Genomic DNA, 25,562 nt, shown 5'->3' with positions numbered 1-25,562 from the left:
GAAACAGTTCGCCGTCAGCGGGTGAATGGGCCCCATTCGGGCTCCCGAATGTCTCCCCCTGCGCTGGCAAGGCGGGTCTTGATGCGACCATCCACCGTGCTGGTCATGAGGGCCTCCTGTCCGCGTTCGCGGGTGGCGTAGATGATCAGGCGACTGTTGGGTGAAAAGCTGGGGCTTTCATCGGCGCTGGTCTCGCTGACGGCCGTGACATTGCCCGAGGCCAGCTCCATGACGTGAAGACGAAACGCCCCGCCAACACGCGAGATGAAGGCCAGCCAGCGTCCATCCGGGCTGGGCGCTGGCGAAATGTTGTAGTTGCCCGTGAAGGTCACGCGTTGCGGGTTCGCGCCCTGCACGCCCATGCGGTAGATCTGCGGCGAGCCGCCGCGGTCGCTGACGAAGAAAATGCTCTTCCCGTCGGCACTGAAAACAGGCTCGGTGTCGATGCTGCCCGACTGGGTCAGGCGGCGCGGCGCACTGCCGTTGGCGTCCATGGCATAGATCTGCGCGTTGCCGGAGATTGACAGGGTCGCCACCAGCTGGCGACCATCGGGCGACCACGTTGGGGCGCTGTTCGATCCCCGGAAGTTGGCGAGCAGGCGGCGCTTGCCCGTGGCCACGTCGTGCGAGTAAATCACGGGCTTGCGCGATTCGAACGACACATAGGCCAATTGGGCGCCCCCCGGAGCCCAGCTCGGCGAGATGATGGGCTCCGGGCTGGTCAACGTTGCACGGGCGTTTTCGCCATCGGAATCGGCCACCAGCAGCGTGTGCCGCTGCCCGGCCTTGGTCACATAGGCGATGCGTGTCGAGAAGACGCCTTTTTCACCCGTGAGTTTTTCGTACACGTAGTCGGCGATCCGATGCGCGGCGAACCGCAGATCCGTGGTGGACACCGGGTAACTCAGTCCACCCAGATCCTGACCGCGCACCACATCCCACAGACGGAACCGCACGTCAAATCGGCCATCGGCCAGACGCGAAACGCTGCCGGTCAGCACCGCGTCACTGCCCTTGCTGCGCCACGCAGCGAACTCAGGTCGCGAGGTTTCATCGAGCCGCGCCGGCAAAGGCTCGACAAAGCGGAACTGACCACTGCGCTCCAGATCGGCCCGGACAATGGCGGCCATGTCCTGGTTGACCACGCCGTTGTCGCGGAAGCTGACCGCCGATACCGGAATCTGGGTCACCCCGGCCCCGGAAACTTCGACGCGGAATTGGGCCAGTGCGTCTTGCAATGGCCAGGCCATCAGGGGAAGTGCGGTGGCCTGGGCCAGAAGGGACCGCCGCGAGGGCTGCCAGTCAGATCTATTCAATGCCTGCATTCGGTATGGGTTGGGTGATGTGGCTGGAAAGCGGATTGTGAAGCCCGTTTTCCAATTGCCAGCAGATAATACCGGAAGCACTTTCTGCACCCGTGACAAGTTGTGCTTTTTTTGTACAGGCTTTGCCCACGGGCACGCTGTACCCAGCCCAGCCACCCTACCCCGCCATCCAAGGCCGCGCAGACTTGACCGATTCCAACGCTTCCAGCAAGCAGCCAGCCAACACCATCATCCAGCGACTGCGCCAGTTCTGGCCGTATTTCCGCTCCGCCAAGAGTGGCATCGTGTTGGCCGCCATCTGCACCACCGTGGGGGCCTTGACCGAACCACTGATCCCCGCCTTGCTCAAGACCTTGCTGGACCGGGGCTTTGCCGAGGGCAACATCGACCTGTGGATGGTGCCCGTCGCACTGATGGGTCTGTTTGGCATACGTGGTCTGGCAGGGTTTCTGGCCCAGTATGCGTTGTCCTACACAGCCAGCCTGGGTCTGCTGAACCTGCGGCGAGCGATGTTTGTCCGGCTCAACGATGCCCAGATGACCTTGTTTGCCCGTCAAAGCGCCAGCAAGCTCTCGAACACCCTGGTCTACGAGGTGCAGACGGGGTCGACCATGCTGGTCAACGCCATGTTGAGCCTGACCAAGGACAGCCTGACGCTGCTGGCCCTGCTGGGCTATCTGATGTACCTGAACGGAAAGCTCACGCTGATCGTGCTGCTGCTGTTTCCTGGCCTGATTCTGGTGATGCGTGTGCTCTCGCGCCGTCTGTACCGCCTCACGCGTTCCAGCCAGCAGGCCACCGACGAACTGGCCTATGTGGTGGAAGAAAACGCGCTGGCCCACCGCATGGTGCGCCTGCACGGGGCCCAGCAACGCCAGACCCAGCGTTTCGACGGACTCAGCGTTTCCCTGCGGCGCCTGGCCCTCAAGTCCACCGTGGCCCACGCCGCCATGACCCCGCTGACCCAGATGCTCGCCGCCGCCGCGTTGTCGGCCGTGATTGCTGTGGCTCTGTGGCAAAGCACCAGCAGCGGTGTGACCGTGGGCAACTTTGTGGCCTTTGTCACCGCCATGCTGATGTTGATCGCACCGATCCGGCACCTGGCCGAAATCGCCGGCCCGATCACCCGGGGACTCGCCGCGCTGGAACGGGGTCTGGAACTCATCGATGAAACCCCGCCACAAACATCGGGCACCCACCGGGCCGATCAGGTGAAGGGCGCCATCACCCTGCGCGACGTCTGGGTGCGCTACCCGACGCGTGACGAGCAGCCGGACGACGGCCACATCAGCCGCAGCGCGCTGCGCGGCATCAACCTGAGCATCCAGCCGGGTGAAGTGCTGGCCCTGGTGGGCCCCTCGGGTTCGGGCAAGACCACGCTAGCCAATCTTCTGCCACGCTTTGTCGAAGTGGACCGCGGCGAAGTGCTGCTGGATGACGTGCCCCTGCCCAGCTGGGATCTGGCCAGCCTGCGGCGCCAGTTCGCCATGGTCAGCCAGGAAGTGATCATGCTCAACGACAGCCTGGCGGCCAACGTGGCGCTGGGGGCAGCCGACGACCAGATCGACGAAGAGCGCGTGCGCGCGGCCCTGGCCTCGGCCAACCTGCTCGATCTGCTGGAGCGCCTGCCCCGGGGCATGCACAGCACGGTGGGACACAACGCGGCCGAACTCTCCGGCGGCCAGCGCCAGCGGCTGGCGATCGCGAGGGCCATCTACAAGAACGCACCCATCCTGATCTTGGACGAAGCCACTTCAGCCTTGGACAACGAGTCCGAGCGGCTGGTACAGGATGCGCTGGCGCGGCTCATGAAAGGGCGCACCACCATCGTGATCGCCCATCGACTGTCCACCATCGAGCATGCCGACCGTGTCGTTGTACTGGCCGACGGGCAGATCAGTGAGATGGGTCGCCATGAAGAACTGCTCCGCAGCGACGGTCTGTATGCCCGTCTGCATGCACAAAAACTCACCCCCGAAGCCGATGCGTAAAAAAGCCGGAAGCACCTCCAGGGTGCTTCCGGCTTCCAGGGCATCCAGGGCATCCAGAGATGCCATCAACTTCAGAAGTTGTACTGCAGGCCCAGACCGAAGTAGTCGACGTTACCCCAGCGTGGGTTGTTGGATCCACGAAGCTTGTAGTGGTCCGCATCGCCGCGCAACATCAGGGTTTCGCTCAGCGCGTAGGTGAAGCCCAAACCCACAGTCGGTCGGGTCTGCGAGCTGGAATGGCTCGGCAGATCCGCAAACTGGCCACTGGTGTGTTTCACACTGGCCACACCCAGCTTGCCAAACAACCTCAGTTTTTCAGTCACGTTGCCACCAGCCGTCACACGTGCGCCAAACACCTTGGCCTTCGCGGACAAGTCCACGCCATTCAGCGCGGTGTACTCATGGCTCTTGCCAGCTTGGTAAAAAACCTCTGCGCCCAGGATGCGGTTGAATTGCAGACCAGCACCCATTTGCAGACCTATTTGACGATCACTGTCGCCAACGCTGATGCCGCCACCGGGAGCACGGTGTACCACGCTGTCATTGACGACGCCCAAAGTGCCGAACACGTAAGGCGTCATACGGGCAGCCGGTGGTGCGGGAGCCACCATGGGTTCGGCCACAGGGGCCGCTGCCATCGGCGCTGGAGCCGGCTCTGGTGCAGGTGCGGGAGCCATCGCGACCGGTGCGGGCGCAGGAGCAACCACTGGCAGCGGCACGGCGCGCGGCATCACGTCCGAGAAGCGGTTGTCGCACTTCGCCATGCTGGCGCGCACGGCCATACCTGAATTGTCAGCATAAAGATTGATGGGCATGTCGGGGCTGTAGGGCACGTACTTGCCAACCAGCGCCTTGGCCACACCATTGCGGCCGTTCGCGCGGCTCACGCCCACGTCACAGGCACCCAGCTGGTATTGCGGACCGAGATCGGACAGGCGCGCAGTGCGAACCGTCGCTTCACCCTTGCGCCGCAGTGGCGGCATGGTGGTCGATGCCTCATAGAAGCGGGCCTGGCCCGCCTGAACCGCAGCGTCGCACTCGGCAGCGGTGTCGTAACCTACATTCCCGTGGCTGTCATTGACCATACCAGCATGACCGAGCGAGGCCACCAACAAACCACCTGTCAGCAGAACCGAATTCAATGGTGTGAGTTTCATGATTTCTCCATATAAGGAAAGTTAAAAGAGCTTACGAAATGAAACATTGTTTGATGTAAATGCACCCATCTCTCGTCACAGGCGGATTATCAACGCATCAGCACGCCAACTCGGTAACGAGAGGCTTCAATACAACAATGTTCGTTATCGCACAGACAGACGTGCGAGAGCTTTTTCGGGTGTTTTCATCGGTCCACCGAGAGAGCATTAAAGCAGCACGATGTCGTATTGTTCCTGCGTCATTGAACTTTCGCTCTGCAGCGAAATGGGCTTGCCGATGAAGTCGGACAAGCCCGCAAGGTGGTGGCTTTCTTCGTCAAGGAAGAGCTCGACCACCTTGGCCGATGCGACCACACGGAACTCGCGCGGGTTGAAGGCTCTCGCCTCGCGCAGGATCTCGCGCAAGATGTCGTAGCAGACGCTGCGCGCGGTCTTCACCACACCTTTTCCGCTGCACGCCGGGCAAACTTCACTCAGCATGTGGGCCAGCGATTCACGCGTGCGTTTGCGCGTCATCTCCACCAGCCCGAGCTGGGAGAATCCACCCGTCATGGTTTTCACCCGATCTCGGGCAAGTTGTTTGCGGAATTCGGTCAACACCGAATCCCGGTGGTCTTCGCGCACCATGTCGATGAAGTCGACGATGACAATGCCGCCCAGGTTTCGCAGCCGCAGCTGGCGCGCAATCGTCTGCGCGGCTTCCAGGTTGGTACGGAACACCGTGTCATCAAAATTGCGCGCGCCCACGAAGCCGCCCGTGTTCACATCCACGGTGGTCAGCGCCTCGGTCTGGTCGATCACCAGATAGCCACCCGATTTCAGATCGACCCGGCGGCTCAGTGCCCGCACGATGTCTTCGTCAATGTTGAACAGGTCGAAAATCGGACGTTCACCGGTGTAGACCTGCAGCTTGGCTACCGTGTCGGGCATGAACTCGCTGGCAAAGGCCTGCAACAAGCCGAACTGTTCGCGCGAATCGATGCGGATCGACTGCGTCTGCGCGCTCACGAGATCGCGCAAGACGCGCTGCATCAGGTTCAGGTCCTCGTGCAGCAGCGTGGCCGCCGGCTGGCGCGTGGCGGCCTCCTTGATCCGTTGCCAGGTCTTGCGCAGGTAGGCGATGTCCTCGCTCAGTTCCTCGTCGGTCGCATCCTCGGCATTGGTGCGGAGGATGAAGCCCCCGGTCACGCTGCGATCCTGCGGCACGGCCAGTCCCAGCACACGCTGGCGCAGGGCCTCGCGCTGGGTGGGAGGAATTTTTTGTGACACCCCGATGTGGTTGTCTTGCGGCAGAAACACCAGCAACCGCCCGGCGATGCTGATCTGTGCCGTCAGGCGCGCGCCCTTGGTGCCGATCGGGTCCTTGAGCACCTGCACCATCAGCGCCTGACCCTCAAAGATCTGCCGCTCGATGGGCAACACCGGATCGGGCTTCAGCACCTGGTTGCTGGATCCGTTGTCGCCATTGAAGGCGCCTTCGACGCGGACGCTTTCACTGACCCCTTCCGCTGGCACTGAAGCCTGACTGCGTTCGCGGGGCGCTGCGTGCTTGGCGGCGATATTGGGCATCAGATCGGCCACATGCAGAAACGCCGCCCGGTCCAGGCCAATGTCGATGAAAGCCGACTGCATGCCTGGCAGCACGCGCGATATCTTGCCCAGGTAGATATTGCCCACCAGGCCACGCTCCAGCGTGCGTTCAAGGTGCACTTCCTGCACCGCGCCCTGCTCCACCACCGCCACCCGGGTTTCCTGGGGCGCCCAATTGATCAAGATGTCCTGGCTCATGGCGATCGTTTGTCTCGAATTCTGGAGGTTCGCAGTGTCAGAGCAGCCGCACACCGGCCTCACCGAGCACCTGTGCCGTCTCGTGCGCAGGCAGACCCATGATGCCCGAATAACTGCCACTGATGTGGCTGGTCCACAGCGCCGCATGGCCCTGGATTGCGTAGGCGCCGGCTTTGCCCATGGGCTCGCCGCTGTCGACGTAGCGGCGGATCTGTGTCGCGCTGAGCGGGGCAAAACTGACCCACGAGGTGGACAAAGCAGCCCACTGGCGAAGACCACGTCCCGCCGGTTTGCCCACCGCCACGGCCGTCAGCACCCGGTGGCGCCGTCCTGCCAGATCGGCGAGCATGCGGCATGCCTCGCCAGCGTCACCCGGTTTGCCCAGGATGCGCCGGCCCAGCGCCACGGTGGTGTCGGCGCACAGCACGGGCGCGGGCGGCAAGCCCCGGCGCTTGAGCCGGGCGAGCGAGGCCTGGAGCTTGAGCCCGGTCACCCGCTGCACGTAGCTGGCCGGCGCTTCGCCGGGCAACACCGCTTCGAGCGCCTCGACGTCTTCGTCCACATCGGGCAGCAGCAGTTGACAGCGCACGCCCCATTGCTCCAGCAACTGAAGACGGCGCGGGCTCTGGGAGGCGAGATAGATGAAATCGGTCATATCGGTTCGGGCAATGCGTTTCGCCGCAGGGCTGCCCCGGCCAGGCGCGGTCGTTCACTCGCGGTGATAAGGGTGATTGGCATTGACGGACCATGCCCGGTACAGCTGTTCGATCAGCAGCACCCGCACCATCGCGTGGGGCAAGGTCAGATCCGACAGACGGATGCGCTGGTGTGCCGCGGCTCGAAACGCCGGCTCCAGGCCATCGGGCCCGCCAATGACCAGGGCCACGTCATCGCCCTCCAGTTGCCATTGCTGCAACTGGAGGGCCAGGGCTTTGGTCGTGAAGGTGGTGCCGCGTTCGTCGAGCACCACCACACGGCAACCGCGTGGCAATGCCCCCTGAATGCGCTCACGCTCGGCAGCCAGCAGCGTCTCCAGGCTCTTGGAGCCGCGAGGCTCGGTCTTGACGGTCTTGATCTCCACCCGCAACTCGGGCGGGAAGCGTTTGGCGTAATCGTCGTAGGCGGTCTGGGCCCAGTCGGGCATGCGCTGCCCGACCGCGACGATCAGCAGCTTCATGCCTTTTTCTTGGGAGCCGCCTTGGTGGCCACAGGCGCGCGCTTGGCCACCGTCTTGGTCGCGCTCTTGGCCGCCGTTCGGGCAGTCTTGGGTTTGACCACCACGGTCTTCAACGGCGCCTTGGCGGGTGATGTCTTGGTCGCGGTCTTGCGGGCTGCCGTGGGAGCGACACGCTTGGCTGGGCTCTTGGCAGCGGTCTTGGCAGCTGTTTTGGCCGCGGTCTTGGCCACGGCTTTGACACCGGCCTGTGTGCCGGGCTTGGCGGCGGTCTTCGCGGGCGCAGCAGCGGCCGCAGCAGAAACCGCCTTGGCCGCCTTGCGGGCCACCGACTTCGCGTCAATCGGTTTCACTTCCTTCTGCACGCCCTTTTTGCTGGTCTTGCTCGTTGCCTTCTTGGCTGCGGTTTTGGCCACGGGTATGGCTTCCGCAACCTTTTCGGCGCCGTGTTTCAGGCGCACCGGCTTGGCACCCCAGATTTCTTCCAGGCGGTAGTACTGCCGGATGACCGGCTGCATCACGTGGGCCACGGCCGCGCCGCAGTCCACGATGATCCATTCGCCGTTTTCTTCGCCTTCGATGCGCGGCTTGTCAAAGCCTGCTTCACGCACGGCATCGCGCACGCTGGACGCCAGCGCTTTGGTCTGCCGGTTGGAGGTGCCGCTGGCGATGATCACCCGCTCGAACAAGGGCGAGAGGTGTTCCGTGTTGAAGACCACGATGTCCTGGCCCTTGACGTCCTCAAGCCCCTCCACAATGGCGCGCTGGAGTTTCTGGATGTCTTTTTTGGCGGTGGTTTCGCTGGTCATGAAGGCTCTTGATAAAGGTGATGGAGTGAAATATAGCTTGCGACGGCTTCGGGCACCAGAACCGACAGCAAGTTGCTGCGGTCTACGGGCTGGCCGACATGGGCGCGCACTGCGGTGGCGCTGATGTTCTGGAGGGGCATTTCAAGACGCCGGAAAGGCAGGTCCACAGAGGAAAGGTCCGCCTCAAGCGCATGCTCGCGCAAGGCATCGGCACCGATCTCTGCGGCCCGGTTCGCCACCGCCAGGGTGGCCAGCTCCAGCACTTCGGACCACCGAACCCAGCGCTTGAAAGCCAGCAACTGGTCAGCGCCCAGCACCAGGAACAGCTCGGCTCCCGGGTATTCGCCGGCCAGTTCGCGCAGGGTGTCGGCGGTGTAACTCGGGCCCTCGCGCTGGATTTCCCGGTGGTCAATGCGGGTGCGGGGCAAATCGCCGAAAGCCAGCTCACACATCGCCAGGCGGTGCTCGGCCGACGTCAACGAGCGCGACTTGTGCCAGGCCTGACCGGTAGGCAAGATGTGCAACACATCGAGCCCCAACTGAGTCAAAGCGGTTTCCGCCAGTATGCGGTGTGCCCGGTGCGGCGGGTCAAACGCGCCGCCGAACATGCCCACACGCAGGGGTTTGGCACGCTGTTCCGTCTTTTCAGCGGATTCTGGAATGAGCGTCAAACCCAGTCCTTGCGCACCAGGAAGTGGGTGTAGAGACGTGCTTCGGGCGAGGCCTTGGCGTTTTTGCGCTGGTACGACCAGCTCACCAACGGCGGCATGGACAGCAGGATCGACTCGCTGCGCCCGCCCGACTGCAGGCCAAAGTGTGTGCCGCGGTCCCAGACCAGGTTGAACTCCACATACCGCCCGCGGCGGTAGAGCTGGAAGTCCCTCTCCCGTTCGCCGTAAGGTGTGCCCTGGCGGCGGGCGACGATGGGCAGGTAGGCGTCCAGGAATGCATCGCCCACCGAGCGCAGCATGGAGAAGCTGCCATCGACCCCGAGTTCGGAAAAATCATCGAAGAAGACACCACCCACGCCACGCTGCTCGTCGCGGTGCTTGAGGTAGAAATACTCGTCGCACCACTTCTTGAAGCGTGGGTACTTGTCGACCCCGAAGGGGTCGAGGGCGGTCTTGCAGGTGCTGTGAAAGTGCACCGCGTCATCCTCAAAGCCGTAGTACGGTGTGAGGTCCATGCCACCACCGAACCAGCACACCGGCTCGCCTCCCTTGGGTGTGGCCGCGATCATGCGCACGTTCATGTGCACCGTCGGCACATAGGGATTGCGCGGATGGAACACGAGCGAAACGCCCATGGCCTCGAATGGCGCGCCTGAGAGCTCGGGCCGGTGCTGCGTGGCCGAAGGCGGCAGGCGCGGGCCGGTCACGTGCGAGAAGCCGCAGCCGGCGCGCTCGAACACCGCACCGCCTTCCAGGATCTGCGTGATGCCCTGGCCTTGCAGGGTTTCGCCGGCGGGCTTCTTCCACTGGTCCACCACAAACTGGCCGCCATCGACCAGTGCCACGGTAGAGGTGATGCGTTCTTGCAGGCCGGTCAGGTAGTCACGCACACGCTGTGTCTGTTTGCTCATGGGGTCTTGATGCTCAGAGGGCGCGGAAGCCGATGTCACGGCGGCATTGCATGCCGTCGAACTGGATGCCATTCACCACGCTGTAGGCGCGCTTCTGCGCGGCAGCCACGGTATCGGCCAACGCAGTGACGCACAGCACCCGGCCGCCCGAGACCGCCACCTGGCCGTTGGCATCGGCCGTGCCGGCGTGGAACACCATGCGGTCGACTTCGTCGGCGGGCAAGCCGGTGATCGGGTCGCCTTTGCGGGGATTCAATGGGTAGCCGGCCGCGGCCAGGACCACACCCAGCGCCACACGAGGATCCCAGTCCAGCGTCACCCGGTCCAGCTCGGCGCGGGTGGCCGACAGCAGCACCTGCGCCAGGTTGCTCTTGAGCCGCATCATGATCGGCTGGGTTTCCGGGTCGCCCATGCGGCAGTTGAATTCCAGCGTCTTCACGCGGCCATCGGGCGTGATCATCAGGCCGGCGTAGAGGAAGCCGGTGTAAGGAATGCCATCCGCCGCCATGCCGCGCAGCGTGGGCAGGATCACCTCGTCCATCGCGCGCTGGTGCACCGCAGGCGTGACCACCGGCGCGGGCGAATACGCGCCCATGCCGCCGGTGTTGGGACCCTGGTCGGCGTCGAGCAGGCGCTTGTGGTCCTGGCTGGTGGCCAGCGCGAGTGCGTTCACGCCGTCGCACAGCACGATGAAGCTGGCCTCTTCGCCTTCGAGGAATTCCTCAATCACGACGCGGGCGCCACCTTCGTTGTGCGCCACGCCCAGGGTGTTGTCCAGCAGCATGAAGTCAATGGCTTCGTGCGCCTCGGCCGGGCTCATGGCCACGACCACGCCCTTGCCTGCTGCCAGACCGTCCGCCTTGACGACGATGGGAGCGCCTTTCGCGTCCACATAGGCGTGCGCCTGCACAGGGTCGGTGAAGGCCTGGTACTCGGCCGTGGGAATGCCATGGCGCTGCATGAAGGCCTTGGAGAAGGCCTTGGAGCTTTCCAGTTGGGCGGCCTTCTGCGTGGGGCCGAAGATGGCCAGGCCGTGGGCACGGAATTCGTCCACCACGCCGGCCGCCAGCGGCGCCTCCGGGCCAACCACGGTCAGGCCGATGCCGTTGGCCTGCACCCATTCGCGCAACGCCACCTTGTCGGTGATAGGCAGGTTGGTCAGTTGCACATCGCGCGCTGTGCCTGCGTTGCCGGGCGCCACGAACACCTGCTCCACACCCTCGGACTGCTTCAACTTCCACGCCAGCGCGTGTTCGCGGCCTCCGCCGCCAATCACCAGGACTTTCATTCGTTGATCTCAGCGTTGTGAAAGACTTCCTGCACATCGTCCAGGTCTTCCAGGATATCAAGCAGCTTTTGCATGCGCGCAGCGTCTTCACCCGTGAGGGGAATGCTGTTCTCGGCACGCATCGTCACTTCGGCTACTTCAGGCTTCAAGCCTGCGGCCTCCAGCGCGTTTTTCACGGCTTCGAAATCCGTGTAAGCGGTCAGCACCTCGATGGCACCTTCCTCGTCGGTGATCACGTCTTCCGCACCCGCTTCCAGCGCCACTTCCATCACCTTGTCTTCCGAAGTGCCGGGCGCGAAGATGATCTGGCCACAATGCTTGAACTGGAACGCCACCGAGCCGTCGGTGCCCAGGTTGCCACCGTACTTGCTGAACGCGTGGCGCACTTCGGCCACTGTGCGCACCTTGTTGTCGGTCATGGTGTCCACGATGATGGCCGCGCCGCCGATGCCGTAGCCCTCGTAGCGGATCTCTTCCAGCGCCTGGCCCTCGAGGGCGCCCGAGGCCTTGTCCACGTTGTACTTGATGCGGTCGGCCGGCATGTTGGCGGCCTTGGCCTTGTCGATCGCGAGACGCAGACGCGGGTTCATCGCAGGGTCACCGCCACCGGTGCGGGCGGCCACCGTGATTTCACGGATGACGCGCGTCCAGATCTTTCCCCGCTTTTCGTCCTGGCGACCCTTGCGGTGTTGAATATTTGCCCATTTGCTGTGTCCGGCCACGAAAGATTCCTTATCCCCGTTTCGGGTTTGATCTAATAAGCAGTCGATTTTACGTTTTCACCCACCTTGCCCCCGGAAGGACCACATCCATCATGGCCGAACCGATGCTGATTGCCCAGAACGCCACCACCCAGTGTTACCTGCTGCCGGGCCTGGCCAACCGACACGGCCTCATCACCGGCGCCACCGGCACCGGCAAGACCGTGACCCTGCAGACCCTGGCCGAGCAGTTCTCCAACATCGGCGTGCCGGTGTTCATGGCGGACGTGAAGGGCGACCTCACCGGTATCAGCCAGATGGGCAGCTTTGGCGAGAAGATCAGCGCCGTTCTGAAGGACCGCGGCATCACGCTGCCCACCTCGCAAGCCTGTCCCACCACGCTGTGGGACGTATTTGGCGAACAGGGCCACCCGGTGCGCGCGACGGTGAGCGACATGGGCCCGTTGCTGCTGGCTCGCATGCTGAACCTGAACGACACCCAGGCTGGGGTGCTCAACCTGGTGTTCAAGATTGCCGACGACAACGGCCTGCTGCTGCTGGACATGAAAGACCTGCGCACCATGTTGCAGCATGTGGGGGACAACGCCAAGCAGTTCACCACCGAATACGGCAACATCAGCGCGGCCAGCATCGGCGCCATCCAGCGCGGGCTGATGCAGGTGGAGCAACAGGGCGGCGACCAGTTCTTTGGCGAGCCCATGCTCGACATCAGTGACTTCATGCAGACCGTGGACGGCAAGGGGGTGGTCAACGTGCTCGCGGCCGACAAGCTGATGAACTCGCCCCGGCTCTACGCCACCTTCCTGCTGTGGATGCTGTCCGAGCTGTTTGAGCAGTTGCCCGAGATCGGCGACCCCGAAAAACCCAAGCTGGTGTTCTTCTTCGACGAAGCCCACCTGCTGTTCAACGAAGCGCCGAAAGTGCTGGTCGAGCGCATCGAGCTGGTGGTGCGCCTCGTGCGATCCAAGGGCGTGGGCGTGTATTTCGTGACACAGAACCCGCTGGACATCCCTGACAGCGTGCTGGGCCAGTTGGGCAACCGCGTGCAGCACGCGCTGCGCGCATTCACCCCGCGCGACCAGAAAGCCGTGAGGGCAACGGCAGAGACCATGCGCCCCAAGGCCGGCCTGGACATCGAAGCCGCCATCACCGAACTCGCCGTGGGTGAAGCGCTGGTGAGCCTGCTCGATGCCAAGGGCCGCCCGAGTGAAACCGAACGTGTGTACGTGCTGCCCCCGGGCAGTCAGCTCGGCCCCATCAGCTCCCAGCAACGCCAGAGCCTGCTGCAGGGCTCGCTGGTGGCCGGGGTGTATGAGAAAGACGTGGACCGCGAAAGCGCCCACGAAATCCTGCGTGCCCATGTCGACGCACGCACCCCCCAGGCGGAGCCGGAAGTTGCCGGCACGCCAAAAATCCCGCGCATCCCGGGGTTGGCGAAACAGCCTGTCGAGGCAGCAGGAGGTGGTGGCATCGGCGGCATGTTGAACGAAGCCCTGTTCGGGCGCACGGGCCCGCGCGGTGGCCAGTACGACGGTCTGGTACAGACCATGGCCAAAACCGCCGCCCGCAGCGTGGCCAGCGGAATTGGTCGGCAGATCGTACGGGGGGTGTTGGGTGGTTTGCTGGGCGGCAAGCGCTGAGCCGGTGGCTTCACCGTCCATTCCCGCAGTCTTGCCTGTTTGCCGCGTGGGACTGCTCAAAGCGCTGCTGTACGCCCTGCTCGTCCTGGTCGTTCTGGTCCCGATCGGCGCCGGGTTCGGCTGGCTCAGCGGTGATCCGCCTTCCGACCTCGGTGTGATGCAGGGACGCCTGAAGCCGCCGTCCCTCACACGCAACAGCGTCTCCAGCCAGGCCGGCCTGTACCCGGACCACCCGCAGCGGGCCCACGCGTTCATACCACCCCTGCCCCTCAAGCATGGCGACGCCACGGCCTCGCTGCGCACGCTGGCCACCGTGTTGCAGACGCTGCCCGGCGTCACGCTGGTGGAGCAGCGACCGGACTACCTCTACGCACAGGCCCAGACGCGCTGGCTCAGGTTCGTGGACGACCTCGAGTTCTGGTTCAACCCGGCGCTGGGCGCGATCGAAGTGCGCAGCGCAAGCCGCCTGGGTCGCGAGGACACCGGCCTGAACCGGCGGCGCATGGAAAACATCCGTGCGGCCTATCTGCGTCAATGAACCTCTTGCGAAGCCGATTCCCATCGGCAACCCGATCAAACGACTTTTCCGGATGCTTCATGCCTCGAAAAATGACCCCATCCCGTGCCGCCTTGCTGGTGCTGACCGCGGTGCTCAGCGCCTGCGGCGGCGGCGACTCTGACGACGCCTCGGGTGACGCCACGACAGCGCTCAGAGTCGCGAGCTGTGGTCGCGAGGGTGGCGCGCTGCGCATCATGCCCCTGGGCGATTCGATCACCCAGGCCGAGGCGGGGCACAACAGCTACCGCCGGGTGCTCTGGCAACGCCTGAACGCCGCAGGTTGTTCGGTGGACCTGGTGGGCAGCCGCTCCGGCGTCTCCAGCGGCTACCGCGACAGCCCGCAAACCAGCGCCCCCGACCCCGATTTCGACCCCGATCATGAGGGCTACTGGGACTACCGGGCCCACGAGCTGGCACCCCAGGTGGCCGCCAAGGTCGGCGGCGCCCGCCCCGACATGGTGCTGCTCCACCTGGGCACCAACGACGTGCTGGATGGCCAAAGCGCTGCGGGCATCATCGGGGAACTCGGGGGCGTGATCGATGCCATCCGCGCCGGCAAGGCCGACACCTACATCGTGCTGGCCAAGATCATTCCCGCCGCCCCGGACACGGCGGGAACCGCGGCCCTGAACAGGGGCATCGATGGCCTGGCGGCCTCCCGCAACACCGCGCTCTCACCCATCGTCGTGGTGAACCAGGCTGCGGGCTACTCGGTCGCAGACAACTACGACGGTGTGCACCCGAACGCCACCGGTGAGGCCAAGCTCGGCAACAAGTGGGCCGAGGCCGTGCTGGCCTGGCGCACACGCTGACCGGTTGACGGCGGTCTTTCTGCAAGAAAAAAGGCCCGGATGTCCGGGCCTTTTTGGTGTCTGCCAAGTAGAACTGCCTCAACCCGCCGTGGCTTCCTCGGGCTTCGCCTTGCCTTCCTTCTTCGGCAACGGCTGAATGTCGAGCTTGACTTCCTGGGTTTCCTTGCCGTCCTCGCCGGTCTTGGTTTCCAGGTCCACCGTCAAGCGCCCGCCATCGGTGAGGCGCCCAAACAGCAGTTCGTCGGCCAGGGCCCGGCGGATCGTGTCCTGGATCAGGCGCTGCATCGGACGCGCACCCATGAGCGGATCAAAGCCCTTCTTGGCCAGGTGTTTGCGCAGCGCATCGGTGAAAGTGACCTCCACCTTCTTCTCGGTCAGCTGGCCTTCCAGCTGCAGCAGGAACTTGTCCACCACGCGCATGATGACGTTCTCGTCCAGCGCCTTGAAGCCCACGATGGCGTCCAGGCGGTTGCGGAACTCCGGCGTGAACAGGCGCTTGATGTCGGCCATCTCGTCGCCGGCTTCGCGCGGGTTGGTGAACCCGATCGTGGCCTTGTTCATGGTCTCCGCACCGGCATTGGTCGTCATGATGACGATGACGTTGCGGAAATCGGCCTTGCGCCCGTTGTTGTCGGTCAAGGTGCCGTGGTCCATGACCTGCAGCAACACGTTGAAGATGTCCGGGTGCGCCTTCTCGATCTCGTCGAGCAGCAGCACGCAATGCGGCTTCTTGGTGATGGCTTCGGTCAGCAGGCCACCCTGGTCAAAACCCACGTAACCCGGAGGCGCACCGATCAGGCGACTCACGGCATGGCGCTCCATGTACTCCGACATGTCGAAGCGGATCAGGTCGATGCCCATGATGTAGGCCAGCTGCTTGGCGGCTTCGGTCTTGCCCACGCCGGTGGGGCCGCTGAACAGGAAGGCACCGATGGGCTTGTCGCTTTTGCCCAGGCCCGAACGTGCCATCTTGACACTGGAGGCCAGCACTTCAAGGGCCTTGTCCTGACCGAACACCACGCTCTTGAGGTCGCGCTCCAGGGTCTGCAGCTTGCCGCGGTCGTCGTTGGACACGTTCGCGGGCGGGATGCGCGCGATCTTGGCCACGATCTCTTCGACCTCGGTCTTGCTGATGGTCTTCTTGCGTTTGGACGCGGGCAGGATGCGTTGCGCCGCACCGGCCTCATCGATCACGTCGATGGCCTTGTCGGGCAGGTGGCGGTCGTTGATGTACTTGGCGCTGAGTTCGGCCGCAGCCTGCAGGGCCGCCAGGGCGTACTTGACATTGTGGTGCTCTTCAAAGCGCGACTTCAGCCCTTTGAGGATGTCCACGGTCTGCTCCACCGTCGGCTCGACCACGTCGACCTTCTGGAAGCGGCGGCTGAGCGCGGCGTCTTTTTCGAAGATGCCACGGTATTCGGTGAAGGTGGTCGCGCCGATGCACTTCATCTGGCCACTGGACAGCGCGGGCTTGAGCAGGTTGGACGCATCCAACGTACCGCCCGATGCCGCGCCGGCACCGATCAGGGTGTGGATCTCGTCGATGAAAAGGATGGCGTTGGGCTTGTCCTTGAGCGACTTGAGAACACCCTTCAGACGCTGTTCAAAATCGCCGCGGTACTTGGTGCCGGCCAGCAGCGCGCCCATGTCGAGCGAATACACTTGGGCTTCGGCCAGGATTTCCGGCACGTCGTTCTGGGTGATGCGCCAGGCCAGGCCCTCGGCGATGGCGGTCTTGCCCACGCCGGCTTCGCCGACGAGCAGCGGGTTGTTCTTGCGGCGGCGGCACAGGATCTGGATCACGCGCTCGACCTCGTAGTCGCGCCCGATCAGCGGATCGATCTTGCCGTCTTTGGCGAGCTGATTCAGGTTCTGGGTGAACTGCTCCAGCGGCGACGCCTTTTCATTCTGCTTGGCTTCGCCAGCCTCTTCGTTTTCGGCCGCACTCTCCCCCGGCTTGCTCGCCTCGGGTGGATCGCTCTTGCGGATGCCGTGGGCGATGAAATTGACCACGTCCAGCCGGGTCACACCCTGCTGGTGCAGGTAGTACACGGCGTGGGAGTCCTTTTCGCCAAAGATCGCCACCAGCACGTTGGCGCCTGTGACTTCCTTCTTGCCGTTGCCGGTGGACTGCACGTGCATGATGGCGCGCTGGATCACCCGCTGGAAACCCAGCGTGGGCTGCGTGTCCACCTCGTCGGTGCCGGCGACCTGCGGCGTGTTGTCCTTGATGAAATTCGTCAGGGACTTGCGCAGGTCGTCCACGTTGGCCGAGCAGGCGCGCAGCACCTCGGCGGCGCTCGGGTTGTCGAGCAGGGCGAGCAGCAGGTGCTCCACCGTGATGAATTCGTGTCGCTGTTGCCGGGCCTCGACGAAGGCCATGTGCAAGCTGACTTCAAGTTCCTGGGCAATCATGGACACATCCTTTGGGCTGGTGGTGGTTTGAAACGCTGGGGTCCGGGTACGTAAGGTGTATCGGGTGGATGGCCATCAAATGGGGCGGATCTGGCGTTATTCAATCGGCTCGCTCAAACACTGCAACGGATGCCCCGCGTTCCGGGCAGCCTGCGACACCTGGTCGACTTTGGTGCTGGCCACATCGCGCGTGTATATCCCGCAAATGCCTTTGCCTTCGAGGTGTATCTTGAGCATGATCTGGGTCGCGGTTTCACGGTCCTTGCTGAAATATTCCTGAATGACGTGCACAACGAACTCCATGGGGGTGAAATCGTCGTTGAGCAGCACCACCTGAAACATCTGAGGGGGTTTGGTGCGCTGCGCACGCCGCTCAAGCACCACCGAATCGTCATTGCCCACACTGGGGGGAGCGACGGGGTTTTCGGGTTTCTTGGGGTTCTGGGTGGCCATGAAAATGATTCTAGCGGGGTGCGCGCGTCCCTATGGGCTGCTCGGGATATGTATTTACCGTGACAACATGGCGTTGTTGACCGCCCTGTCGGAGAAGGGGCGGCATTGGCAGGGACACAGGCACGGCGCGGCATGACCCATTGTGTCGTTTCGACGCAAAAGAAAACCGCCGAGGAAGGCTGCTTCCGGGCGGTTTTTCCAATGGTTCTGCCCGGCACCGGCTTCGTAGGCCCGGCACCGCGCGGAAATGGCGTTTACATATTGTCGATCATGACCTGCCCAAATCCCGAGCAGCTCACCTGGGTGGCACCGTCCATCAGGCGGGCGAAGTCGTAGGTGACTTTCTTGCTGGCGATGGATTTTTCGATCGAACTGATGATCAGATCGGCCGCTTCCGTCCAGCCCATGTGGCGCAGCATCATTTCAGCCGACAGGATTTCGGAACCCGGGTTCACATAGTCCTTGCCGGCGTACTTCGGCGCGGTGCCGTGGGTGGCTTCAAAGCAGGCCACGGAGTCCGACAGGTTGGCACCCGGGGCGATGCCGATGCCACCGACCTGGGCGGCCAGGGCGTCGGAGATGTAGTCGCCGTTCAGGTTCAGCGTGGCCACCACCGAGTACTCGGCCGGGCGCAGCAGGATCTGCTGCAGGAAGGCGTCTGCAATGCTGTCCTTGATGACGATGTCCTTGCCGGTCTTCGGATTCTTGAACTTGCACCACGGGCCACCGTCGATCAGCTCGGCGCCAAACTCTCGCTGGGCCAGCGCGTACGACCAGTCGCGGAAGCCGCCTTCGGTGTACTTCATGATGTTGCCCTTGTGCACGATGGTCACGTTGGGCTTGTCGTTGTCGATCGCGTACTGGATCGCCTTGCGCACCAGGCGCTCGGTGCCTTCACGCGACACCGGCTTGATGCCGATGCCCGAGGTGTTCGGGAAGCGGATCTTGGTCACGCCCATCTCTTCCATCAGGAACTTGATGAGCTTCTTCGCCTTGTCGGACTCGGCCTCGTATTCGATGCCGGCGTAGATGTCTTCCGAGTTCTCACGGAAGATCACCATGTTGGTTTTCTCGGGCTCTTTCACGGGTGAAGGCACGCCCTTGAAGTACTGCACCGGGCGCAGGCAGACGTAAAGGTCGAGTTCCTGGCGCAGCGCCACGTTCAGCGATCGGATGCCGCCCCCCACGGGGGTGGTCAGCGGGCCCTTGATGGACACCACGTATTCGCGCAGCGCCGCCAGGGTTTCTTCGGGCAGCCACACGTCGGGGCCGTACACCTGGGTCGACTTCTCGCCGGCAAACACCTCCATCCAGTGAATTTTTTTCTTGCCGCCGTAGGCTTTGGCCACGGCGGCATCGACCACCTTGAGCATCACCGGGGTGATGTCCAGACCGGTGCCATCGCCTTCGATGTAAGGAATGATCGGTTCATCCGGCACGTTCAGGGACATGTCGGCGTTGACGGTGATTTTTTCACCCTGGGCTGGAACCTTGATGTGCTGGTACATGGAAACGGGTCTCCGTATGGGATGCATTGTCGAACGCTTCTGAATCCAGTGTGCCCGGGCATGGCGCCGGGATGGACCTCAAGAATTCTAGTCCTGATCGAGCGGCTCGGCCGCCGGATCTATCCGTGGAAATCGCCGATCACGGACCTGTGCACGGCGCTTGACGGACAATGCGTTTTTCACCCGATCACATCGTCTGCCCATGAACCGACTGCTCGTTTGCCTGTCCTGCCTGCTGGCCCTGATGACAGGGCCTGCGTGGTCCCACGATGCACCCCAGCTCCAGCTGCCCCGCGTCACCCTCACGGCGGGTATGCACCTGATCCAGGCCCAGGTGGCCGCCACCCCGGAACAGCGCTCCATCGGGCTGATGTTCCGCGAGGACATGCCTGGCGGTGAAGGCATGCTGTTTGTCTTCGAGCAACCCGCGGGCCAGTGCTTCTGGATGAAAAACACCCTGCTGCCCTTGACCGCCGCCTTCGTGGCCGATGACGGCACCATCGTCAACCTGGTCGACATGAAGCCGCAGACCCTGGACTCGCATTGCTCCGCCAAGCCGGTGCGTTTTGTGCTGGAGATGAACCAGGGCTGGTTTGCCAAGCGGGGCATCCAGGCCGGCTCCCGGCTGAGCGGTGCACCGTTCGACGGACGCAAGTAAGTTCGTCGCCGATCCGCCGGCCCCTGCAGGACCGGCGCTCAGACAACAAAAAAGCGACCCGGACAGCTCGCGCCGTCTGGATCGCTTCGGGGTGTCGAAGCCTGACGAGTGGGATGCTCAGCCTTGAGCAGCGGCCAGCACCGCATTCAGCGTCTGGCTGGGACGCATCACCGCGGCCAGCTTCTCGAAGTCCGGCAGGTAATAGCCCCCGATGTCGACCGGTTTGCCCTGCACAGCCGCCAGTTCGGCAACGATGGTTTGCTCGTTGTCGGCCAGTTGCTGGGCCAGCGGCGCAAAACGGGCAGCCAGGGCCGCATCGTCGGTCTGGGCCGCCAGGGCCTGGGCCCAGTACATGGCCAGGTAGAACTGGCTGCCGCGGTTGTCGAGCTGACCCGTCTTGGGCGACGGGTTCTTGTTGTTCTCCAGCAGCTTGCCGGTGGCGGCATCCAGCGTCTTCGCCAGGATCTTCGCTGCGTTGTTGCCGGTCTTCAGACCCAGATCTTCCAGCGACACAGCGAGCGCCAGGAACTCACCCAGCGAGTCCCAGCGCAGGTGGTTTTCTTCCACCAGCTGCTGCACGTGCTTGGGCGCCGAACCGCCGGCTCCGGTTTCGTACATGCCACCGCCCGCCATGAGTGGCACGATGGAGAGCATCTTGGCCGAGGTGCCCAGTTCCATGATGGGGAACAGGTCGGTCAGGTAGTCGCGCAGGATGTTACCGGTGGCGCTGATGGTGTCCAGGCCACGGATCACGCGCTCCAGCGTGTAACGCATGGCACGCACCTGGCTCATGATCTGGATCTCCAGACCGGCGGTGTTGTGCTCGTGCAGGTACATCTTGACCTTGGTGATCAGCTGCGCTTCGTGAGGACGGTACTGGTCCAGCCAGAACACCACCGGCATGCCGGAGTTGCGCGCGCGGTTCACGGCCAGCTTCACCCAGTCGCGGATGGCGGCGTCCTTGACCTGGCACATGCGCCAGATGTCGCCCTTCTCCACGTTCTGCGACAGCAGCACTTCGCCGGTGGCGAGGTCGGTGATGTTGGCCACGCCGTCTTCGGTGATCTCGAAGGTCTTGTCGTGCGAGCCGTATTCCTCGGCCTGCTGGGCCATCAGGCCGACGTTGGGCACCGTGCCCATGGTCTTGGGGTCGAAGGCGCCGTGCCACTTGCAGAAGTTGATCATCTCCTGGTAGATGCGGGCGAAAGTCGATTCGGGCATCACGGCCTTGACGTCCTTCAGGCGGCCGTTGGCGTCCCACATCTTGCCGCCGTTGCGGATCATGGCGGGCATGGAGGCGTCCACGATCACGTCGTTGGGCGAATGGAAGTTGGTGATGCCCTTGGCCGAGTCCACCATGGCCAGCTCGGGACGGTGCTCGTGACAGGCGTGCAGGTCGCGCTTGATCTCGTCCTGCTTGCTCTGCGGCAGGGTGGCGATCTTGCCGTACAGATCGGCCATGCCGTTGTTGACGTTCACGCCCAGCTCTTCAAACAGCTTGGCGTGCTTCTCGAACGCTTCCTTGTAAAAGATCTTCACGCAGTGGCCGAACACGATCGGGTGCGACACCTTCATCATGGTCGCCTTCACGTGCAGCGAGAACATCACGCCGGTCTTGCGAGCGTCTTCAATCTCTTTTTCGTAGAAAGCCTCCAGGGCTTTCTTGCTCATGAACATGCTGTCGATGACTTCGCGGTCCAGCAGCGACACCTTGGGCTTCAGGACGATCGTCTGGCCACTCTGGGTGATCAGTTCCATCTTGACGTCACGGGCTTTGTCCAGGGTGATGGACTTTTCACCGTGGTAGAAGTCGCCATGGTGCATGTGCGAGACGTGCGAGCGCGAGGCCTGGCTCCACTCGGCCATGCTGTGCGGGTTCTTGCGCGCGTATTCCTTCACGGCGCGCGGCGCGCGGCGGTCGGAGTTGCCTTCGCGCAGCACCGGATTCACCGAGCTGCCGATGCAACGGGCGTAGCGGGCGCGGATGGCTTTCTCTTCCTCGGTTTTCGGCGCTTCGGGGTAGTCGGGCAGCGCGTAGCCCTTGGACTGCAGTTCCTTGATCGCGCTGACCAGCTGGCCGACAGAGGCGCTGATGTTGGGCAGTTTGATGATGTTGGCTTCGGGCTTCAGCGTCAGCTTGCCCAGTTCGGACAGGGTGTCGGGCACACGCTGCGCCTCGGTCAGGCATTCAGGAAACGTGGCCAGCACGCGGGCAGCCACTGAAATGTCGCTGGACTCGACATTGATGCCGGCGGGTGCGGTGAAGGTGCGGATGATGGGCAAAAAGGCGCTGGTCGCCAGCAGCGGGGCTTCGTCGGTCAGCGTGTAGATGATGGTGGGCTGCTGGGTGCTCATGTGTTTGCTCCGTAGATCGTTGTAGGAATCCCGCTGATCGGTAGGTGCCAACCGCAGAACCGCCGGATAGTCTGGGATTTTGCTTTCATCGCTCTGACCCAGACACCATTTTTTGAACTCTTATCTTGCAATGTGAAAATTGCAGACAAAATTTCTGTCTTTTTTTTATGTCTGCGAGTCTGCCCCCGACTGTTCTCGCACGGAACCATCGGCCCCAAGCGCTCAACAGCCTGGGTGACGCGCCACAAAAAGAAGCACCGTGGACGCACCAACAAAAAAGGCCCGAAGGCATGGCCTTCGAGCCCTTGTGCGGCGATCAGGAGGACCGCTCAGGCGAAATTGGCTTCGGCGAACGACCAGTTCACCAGCTTGTCGAGGAAGGTCTCGACGAACTTCGGACGCATGTTGCGGTAGTCGATGTAGTAGGCGTGTTCCCACACGTCGACGGTCAGCAGGGCTTTGTCGCCCGTGGTCAGCGGGGTGCCGGCGGCGCCCATGTTGACGATGTCGACCGAACCGTCGGCCTTCTTCACCAGCCAGGTCCAGCCCGAACCGAAGTTGCCCACGGCGCTCTTGACGAAGGCTTCCTTGAAGGCGGCATAGCTGCCGAACTTGGCGTTGATGGCCGCGGCCAGCGCGCCGGACGGCTCACCGCCGCCATTGGGCTTCATGCAGTTCCAGAAGAAGGTGTGGTTCCAGATCTGGGCCGAGTTGTTGTAGATGCCACCGCTGGACTTCTTGATGATGGACTCCAGGTCCATCGCTTCGAACTCGGTGCCCTTTTGCAGGTTGTTCAGGTTGACCACATAAGCGTTGTGGTGCTTGCCGTGGTGGAACTCCAGCGTTTCCTGGGAGTAGTGCGGCGCCAGGGCGTCGATCGCGTAGGGCAATGCGGGCAGGGTGTGTTCCATGGGGTTCCTCGTTCGGTTGGCGTTGTGGGAAGGCGGGTGGCTGAAGGCGATCGCCGGCAGCCCGAAACCGCGCCATTGTAGGCAGGGACGCTATGGTTTGTGCGTTCAGGGTTTCTTGGCCCACCGCCTCATCTTCTCAGCGGTTGACCGTGAGTTCCAGCTCACCATCGGCCAGACGGGCCCGCACCGACTGGCCAGGCTGGGTCTGGCTGCACCGGGTGATGGCAAGACCCTGGGTGTCGGTGAGGTAGGTGTAACCCCGCTCCAGCACGAGCTGGGGGTCCAGATGCCCCAGGGCGCTTTCGCACCGCTGCAGGCGCTGGGCGTGCTGCGCCACCGCGCGACGCAGCGCCTGGGGCATCAGGCTTTGTAGACCCTGCAGGCGGCTGTCCGCGCGCTGGGCCGCCAGGAGCAGCGCGCCGCGCAGCCGGTGCTGCAGGCCGGTGAGCTGCTGGCGGCTGTCGTGCACACGAACGGAAGGCCGCCCCAGGCGCTGACCCAGCCGGTCCAGCCGTTGCGCGCGCTGGTCAATACCGCCCAGAACCGCCTCGCTCAGCCGTTCCTGCAAATAGGCCAGTTCACCCACCCGCACCTCGCGCGCGGGCGCGCACAACTCGGCGGCAGCCGTGGGCGTGGGCGCTCGCAGATCGGCCACAAAATCAGCCAGGGTGAAGTCGGTCTCGTGACCCACCCCGCAAACCACCGGCATCGGCGACTGCGCCACGGTGCGCACCAGCGTCTCGTCGTTGAACGACCACAGGTCTTCCAGCGAGCCTCCGCCCCGCACCAGCAGCAGCACCTCGCTCTCACCGGTGGTCGCATGGCGCCGGTAGGCGGACTGCAAGGCCGCACACAGCTCGGCCGGCGCCTGGGCACCCTGCACCGCCGCCGGGTAGATCACCACCGGCACGTGGGGCACACGCCGACGCAGCGCCGTGACCACATCGCGCAGGGCGGCTGCGCCGAGCGAAGTCACCACACCAATGCTGCGTGGCTGGGCTGGCAACGGGCGTTTGCGCGCCGCGTCGAACAGCCCTTCCGCTTCCAGTCGGGCTTTCAGGCGCAGGAACTGTTCGAACAAGGCCCCTTGGCCCGCCGGCTTGAGGCTGTCGACGATGAGCTGCAGATCACCGCGGGGCCCATAGACGTCGAGCTTGCCCAGCGCCTCGACCACCTGGCCATCGCGCGGCGCAAAGTCCAGCTGGTCGGCCGAACGGCGAAACAAGGCGCAGCGCACCTGGCCGGTATCGTCCTTGAGTGAAAAATAACAATGTCCGCTGGCCGCGCGGGAGAAACCCGAAATCTCGCCCCGGACGGTGACCGGATTGAAACGCGCGGCCAGGGTGTCAGCAATCGCGCGCATGAGCGGACCAACCGCCCACACACGCCGCGCCGATGGGGTTTCGGCATCCAGAAATGGCTCAGACACAGGGCTCTCCAGACCCAATCTGTCCACAAGCCGCGAAATTTCTGGGCTTGTAGCCTGAAAGACCCCATGGCGCATGGGCTGAACGCCAAGCGCTTGATTTCAATGCGTTTTGCACTGCCTGTTTTCTCATCGAACTGTCGGGAGCCGCGACCACAGCGGGCTGGCGGGCGTTGGGATACCGGTTCTTCACAAAGTTATCCACAGAATCTGTGCATCGGGCTGGACAGGTAGATGGATCCCTGGTGGAGGTTTTCCGGCCGTTCACCACCGGATGGTGAGACATAATCCGGGAGATTGCACTCTGGCCGCCAAGCAGGCGGCTTTTGTCTGGAGCCCTGATTTGTTTTCCATCATACAAGCCGCTGGCTGGCCGATCTGGCCCCTGATCATCTGTTCCGTCCTGGGCATGGCCCTCGTCATCGAGCGCTTCATCAGCCTCAAAACCGTCAAGATCGCACCACCGAAACTGCTCGACGAAGCCATCATGGTGTCGCGCAACGGGGTGCCCGGTGCCGATGTGGTCAACCAGCTGGAGCAAAACTCGGCACTCGGCGAAGTGCTCGCCAGCGGTTTCCGCGCGCTCAACAGCAACCCACGGGTCAGCGAAGACGACCTGCGCTCCAGCCTCGAGGGTGCAGGACGCCAGACGGCCGCCAAACTGCAGCGCTACCTGGGTGCGTTGGCCACCATCGCGTCCGCCGCCCCGCTGCTGGGCCTGCTTGGAACGGTCATCGGCATGATCGAAATCTTCGGCTCGCAAGCCGGTGATGGTGGCATGGGCACGGTCCCCGGCGGGGGCAATCCCGGCCAGCTGGCGCATGGCATCTCGATCGCGCTGTACAACACCGCCTTTGGCCTCATGGTGGCCATCCCGGCCCTGATCTTCTGGCGTTACTTCCGCGCCCGGGTCGATGATTACCTGCTGATCATGGAAATCGCTTCCGAGCGTTTCACCCGTCACCTGCTGACCTTGCGCAAATGACGCT

At 63.5% G+C, this 25,562-nt stretch carries 22 protein-coding genes; 6 read left to right on the top strand and 16 right to left on the bottom strand.

The features are described 5' to 3' along the window. Window positions 1-14 precede the first annotated feature (14 nt). A complete protein-coding gene (tolB, locus tag AC23D4_RS03665) occupies window positions 15-1,250 on the bottom strand; it encodes a Tol-Pal system beta propeller repeat protein TolB (protein ID WP_472887975.1) in 1,236 nt (411 codons plus the stop codon). 260 nt (window positions 1,251-1,510) lie between these two features. Here tolB and msbA point away from each other — a divergent pair, with 260 nt between their 5' ends. Next, the gene (gene msbA / locus AC23D4_RS03660; RefSeq protein ID WP_472887976.1) at window positions 1,511-3,316 is read left to right on the top strand and encodes a lipid A export permease/ATP-binding protein MsbA; all 1,806 of its coding nucleotides are present in this window, start codon (window positions 1,511-1,513) and stop codon (window positions 3,314-3,316) included. Between the two features lie 71 nt (window positions 3,317-3,387). Here the strand turns inward: msbA and AC23D4_RS03655 are convergent, their stop codons facing one another. The 9 genes from AC23D4_RS03655 to AC23D4_RS03615 all read right to left on the bottom strand — a co-directional run bounded on the left by AC23D4_RS03655 (window position 3,388) and on the right by AC23D4_RS03615 (window position 11,836). Continuing rightward, window positions 3,388-4,473 carry an outer membrane protein gene (locus AC23D4_RS03655; protein ID WP_472887977.1) on the bottom strand — a complete coding sequence of 362 codons (1,086 nt, stop codon included), beginning with the start codon at window positions 4,471-4,473 and terminating at the stop codon, window positions 3,388-3,390. A 207-nt stretch (window positions 4,474-4,680) separates the two neighbouring features. Continuing rightward, on the bottom strand, window positions 4,681-6,261 hold the full coding sequence (locus tag AC23D4_RS03650) for an Rne/Rng family ribonuclease (RefSeq protein WP_487623690.1): 1,581 nt from the start codon (window positions 6,259-6,261) through the stop codon (window positions 4,681-4,683). Window positions 6,262-6,298: 37 nt separating this feature from the next. Beyond that, entirely contained in the window at window positions 6,299-6,916 is a 618-nt protein-coding gene (locus tag AC23D4_RS03645) for a Maf family protein (protein WP_472887979.1), read from the bottom strand. A gap of 54 nt (window positions 6,917-6,970) precedes the next feature. Continuing rightward, window positions 6,971-7,438 carry a 23S rRNA (pseudouridine(1915)-N(3))-methyltransferase RlmH gene (gene rlmH, locus AC23D4_RS03640; protein WP_472887980.1) on the bottom strand — a complete coding sequence of 156 codons (468 nt, stop codon included), beginning with the start codon at window positions 7,436-7,438 and terminating at the stop codon, window positions 6,971-6,973. Beyond that, window positions 7,435-8,244 carry a ribosome silencing factor gene (rsfS, locus tag AC23D4_RS03635; RefSeq protein ID WP_472887981.1) on the bottom strand — a complete coding sequence of 270 codons (810 nt, stop codon included), beginning with the start codon at window positions 8,242-8,244 and terminating at the stop codon, window positions 7,435-7,437. Before rsfS ends, rlmH begins: the two co-directional genes overlap by 4 nt. Beyond that, window positions 8,241-8,915, bottom strand: a complete 675-nt coding sequence (gene nadD / locus AC23D4_RS03630; RefSeq protein ID WP_472887982.1) for a nicotinate (nicotinamide) nucleotide adenylyltransferase — start codon at window positions 8,913-8,915, stop codon at window positions 8,241-8,243. Before nadD ends, rsfS begins: the two co-directional genes overlap by 4 nt. Then, window positions 8,912-9,826, bottom strand: coding sequence for an oxygen-dependent coproporphyrinogen oxidase (gene hemF / locus AC23D4_RS03625; protein ID WP_472887983.1), 915 nt, complete (start codon window positions 9,824-9,826; stop codon window positions 8,912-8,914). The genes nadD and hemF overlap by 4 nt, the downstream gene beginning before the upstream one ends. 13 nt (window positions 9,827-9,839) lie before the next feature. After that, complete coding sequence (gene purD / locus AC23D4_RS03620; RefSeq protein ID WP_472887984.1) at window positions 9,840-11,114, bottom strand: phosphoribosylamine--glycine ligase; 1,275 nt, start codon at window positions 11,112-11,114, stop codon at window positions 9,840-9,842. Continuing rightward, entirely contained in the window at window positions 11,111-11,836 is a 726-nt protein-coding gene (locus AC23D4_RS03615) for a YebC/PmpR family DNA-binding transcriptional regulator (protein WP_472887985.1), read from the bottom strand. Before AC23D4_RS03615 ends, purD begins: the two co-directional genes overlap by 4 nt. Window positions 11,837-11,928: 92 nt before the next feature. Between AC23D4_RS03615 and AC23D4_RS03610 the strand changes: the two genes are divergently transcribed. The 3 genes from AC23D4_RS03610 to AC23D4_RS03600 all read left to right on the top strand — a co-directional run bounded on the left by AC23D4_RS03610 (window position 11,929) and on the right by AC23D4_RS03600 (window position 14,847). Further along, the gene (locus AC23D4_RS03610) at window positions 11,929-13,476 is read left to right on the top strand and encodes a helicase HerA-like C-terminal domain-containing protein (protein ID WP_472887986.1); all 1,548 of its coding nucleotides are present in this window, start codon (window positions 11,929-11,931) and stop codon (window positions 13,474-13,476) included. A 46-nt stretch (window positions 13,477-13,522) separates the two neighbouring features. After that, complete coding sequence (locus tag AC23D4_RS03605) at window positions 13,523-14,014, top strand: DUF1499 domain-containing protein (protein ID WP_472887987.1); 492 nt, start codon at window positions 13,523-13,525, stop codon at window positions 14,012-14,014. A gap of 71 nt (window positions 14,015-14,085) precedes the next feature. After that, entirely contained in the window at window positions 14,086-14,847 is a 762-nt protein-coding gene (locus AC23D4_RS03600; protein ID WP_472887988.1) for an SGNH/GDSL hydrolase family protein, read from the top strand. A gap of 78 nt (window positions 14,848-14,925) precedes the next feature. Here AC23D4_RS03600 and clpA read toward each other — a convergent pair whose 3' ends face one another. From clpA to icd, 3 genes are all read right to left on the bottom strand, one after another. Further along, complete coding sequence (gene clpA / locus AC23D4_RS03595) at window positions 14,926-17,262, bottom strand: ATP-dependent Clp protease ATP-binding subunit ClpA (protein ID WP_305722688.1); 2,337 nt, start codon at window positions 17,260-17,262, stop codon at window positions 14,926-14,928. Between the two features lie 96 nt (window positions 17,263-17,358). Beyond that, on the bottom strand, window positions 17,359-17,715 hold the full coding sequence (gene clpS / locus AC23D4_RS03590) for an ATP-dependent Clp protease adapter ClpS (RefSeq protein WP_210824528.1): 357 nt from the start codon (window positions 17,713-17,715) through the stop codon (window positions 17,359-17,361). A gap of 254 nt (window positions 17,716-17,969) precedes the next feature. Further along, window positions 17,970-19,223 (bottom strand): NADP-dependent isocitrate dehydrogenase, encoded by a 1,254-nt coding sequence (gene icd, locus AC23D4_RS03585; protein ID WP_472887989.1) that lies wholly within the window; start codon window positions 19,221-19,223, stop codon window positions 17,970-17,972. A gap of 244 nt (window positions 19,224-19,467) precedes the next feature. Here icd and AC23D4_RS03580 point away from each other — a divergent pair, with 244 nt between their 5' ends. Beyond that, window positions 19,468-19,881, top strand: a complete 414-nt coding sequence (locus AC23D4_RS03580) for a DUF192 domain-containing protein (RefSeq protein ID WP_472888008.1) — start codon at window positions 19,468-19,470, stop codon at window positions 19,879-19,881. A gap of 117 nt (window positions 19,882-19,998) precedes the next feature. Here the strand turns inward: AC23D4_RS03580 and AC23D4_RS03575 are convergent, their stop codons facing one another. From AC23D4_RS03575 to xseA, 3 genes are all read right to left on the bottom strand, one after another. Continuing rightward, window positions 19,999-22,236 (bottom strand): NADP-dependent isocitrate dehydrogenase, encoded by a 2,238-nt coding sequence (locus AC23D4_RS03575; protein WP_472887990.1) that lies wholly within the window; start codon window positions 22,234-22,236, stop codon window positions 19,999-20,001. Between the two features lie 329 nt (window positions 22,237-22,565). Continuing rightward, the gene (locus AC23D4_RS03570) at window positions 22,566-23,147 is read right to left on the bottom strand and encodes a superoxide dismutase (RefSeq protein ID WP_177134370.1); all 582 of its coding nucleotides are present in this window, start codon (window positions 23,145-23,147) and stop codon (window positions 22,566-22,568) included. 136 nt (window positions 23,148-23,283) lie between these two features. Beyond that, on the bottom strand, window positions 23,284-24,510 hold the full coding sequence (xseA, locus tag AC23D4_RS03565; RefSeq protein ID WP_472888009.1) for an exodeoxyribonuclease VII large subunit: 1,227 nt from the start codon (window positions 24,508-24,510) through the stop codon (window positions 23,284-23,286). 406 nt (window positions 24,511-24,916) lie between these two features. On the opposite strand from xseA, the gene AC23D4_RS03560 reads away from it, so the two are divergent. Continuing rightward, entirely contained in the window at window positions 24,917-25,558 is a 642-nt protein-coding gene (locus AC23D4_RS03560; RefSeq protein ID WP_472887991.1) for a MotA/TolQ/ExbB proton channel family protein, read from the top strand. The last annotated feature ends 4 nt before the right edge of the window (window positions 25,559-25,562 follow it).

Source organism: Hydrogenophaga sp. L76 (assembly GCF_057654755.1).
This window is presented reverse-complemented; position numbering and strand designations above follow the sequence as displayed.

Bases quoted from the DNA above. Each gene is read 5' to 3' on its own strand.
- AC23D4_RS03645 (WP_472887979.1), bottom strand. From the start codon at position 6,916: ATGACCGATTTCATCTATCTCGCCTCCCAGAGCCCGCGCCGTCTTCAG.
- purD (WP_472887984.1), bottom strand. From the start codon at position 11,114: ATGAAAGTCCTGGTGATTGGCGGCGGAGGCCGCGAACACGCGCTGGCG.
- AC23D4_RS03610 (WP_472887986.1), top strand. From the start codon at position 11,929: ATGGCCGAACCGATGCTGATTGCCCAGAACGCCACCACCCAGTGTTAC.
- AC23D4_RS03600 (WP_472887988.1), top strand. From the start codon at position 14,086: ATGACCCCATCCCGTGCCGCCTTGCTGGTGCTGACCGCGGTGCTCAGC.
- clpS (WP_210824528.1), bottom strand. From the start codon at position 17,715: ATGGCCACCCAGAACCCCAAGAAACCCGAAAACCCCGTCGCTCCCCCC.
- AC23D4_RS03580 (WP_472888008.1), top strand. From the start codon at position 19,468: ATGACAGGGCCTGCGTGGTCCCACGATGCACCCCAGCTCCAGCTGCCC.
- tolB (WP_472887975.1), bottom strand. From the start codon at position 1,250: ATGGCCTGGCCATTGCAAGACGCACTGGCCCAATTCCGCGTCGAAGTT.
- clpA (WP_305722688.1), bottom strand. From the start codon at position 17,262: ATGATTGCCCAGGAACTTGAAGTCAGCTTGCACATGGCCTTCGTCGAG.
- AC23D4_RS03575 (WP_472887990.1), bottom strand. From the start codon at position 22,236: ATGAGCACCCAGCAGCCCACCATCATCTACACGCTGACCGACGAAGCC.
- rlmH (WP_472887980.1), bottom strand. From the start codon at position 7,438: ATGAAGCTGCTGATCGTCGCGGTCGGGCAGCGCATGCCCGACTGGGCC.
- rsfS (WP_472887981.1), bottom strand. From the start codon at position 8,244: ATGACCAGCGAAACCACCGCCAAAAAAGACATCCAGAAACTCCAGCGC.
- AC23D4_RS03570 (WP_177134370.1), bottom strand. From the start codon at position 23,147: ATGGAACACACCCTGCCCGCATTGCCCTACGCGATCGACGCCCTGGCG.
- icd (WP_472887989.1), bottom strand. From the start codon at position 19,223: ATGTACCAGCACATCAAGGTTCCAGCCCAGGGTGAAAAAATCACCGTC.
- xseA (WP_472888009.1), bottom strand. From the start codon at position 24,510: ATGCGCGCGATTGCTGACACCCTGGCCGCGCGTTTCAATCCGGTCACC.
- hemF (WP_472887983.1), bottom strand. From the start codon at position 9,826: ATGAGCAAACAGACACAGCGTGTGCGTGACTACCTGACCGGCCTGCAA.
- AC23D4_RS03650 (WP_487623690.1), bottom strand. From the start codon at position 6,261: ATGAGCCAGGACATCTTGATCAATTGGGCGCCCCAGGAAACCCGGGTG.
- AC23D4_RS03655 (WP_472887977.1), bottom strand. From the start codon at position 4,473: ATGAAACTCACACCATTGAATTCGGTTCTGCTGACAGGTGGTTTGTTG.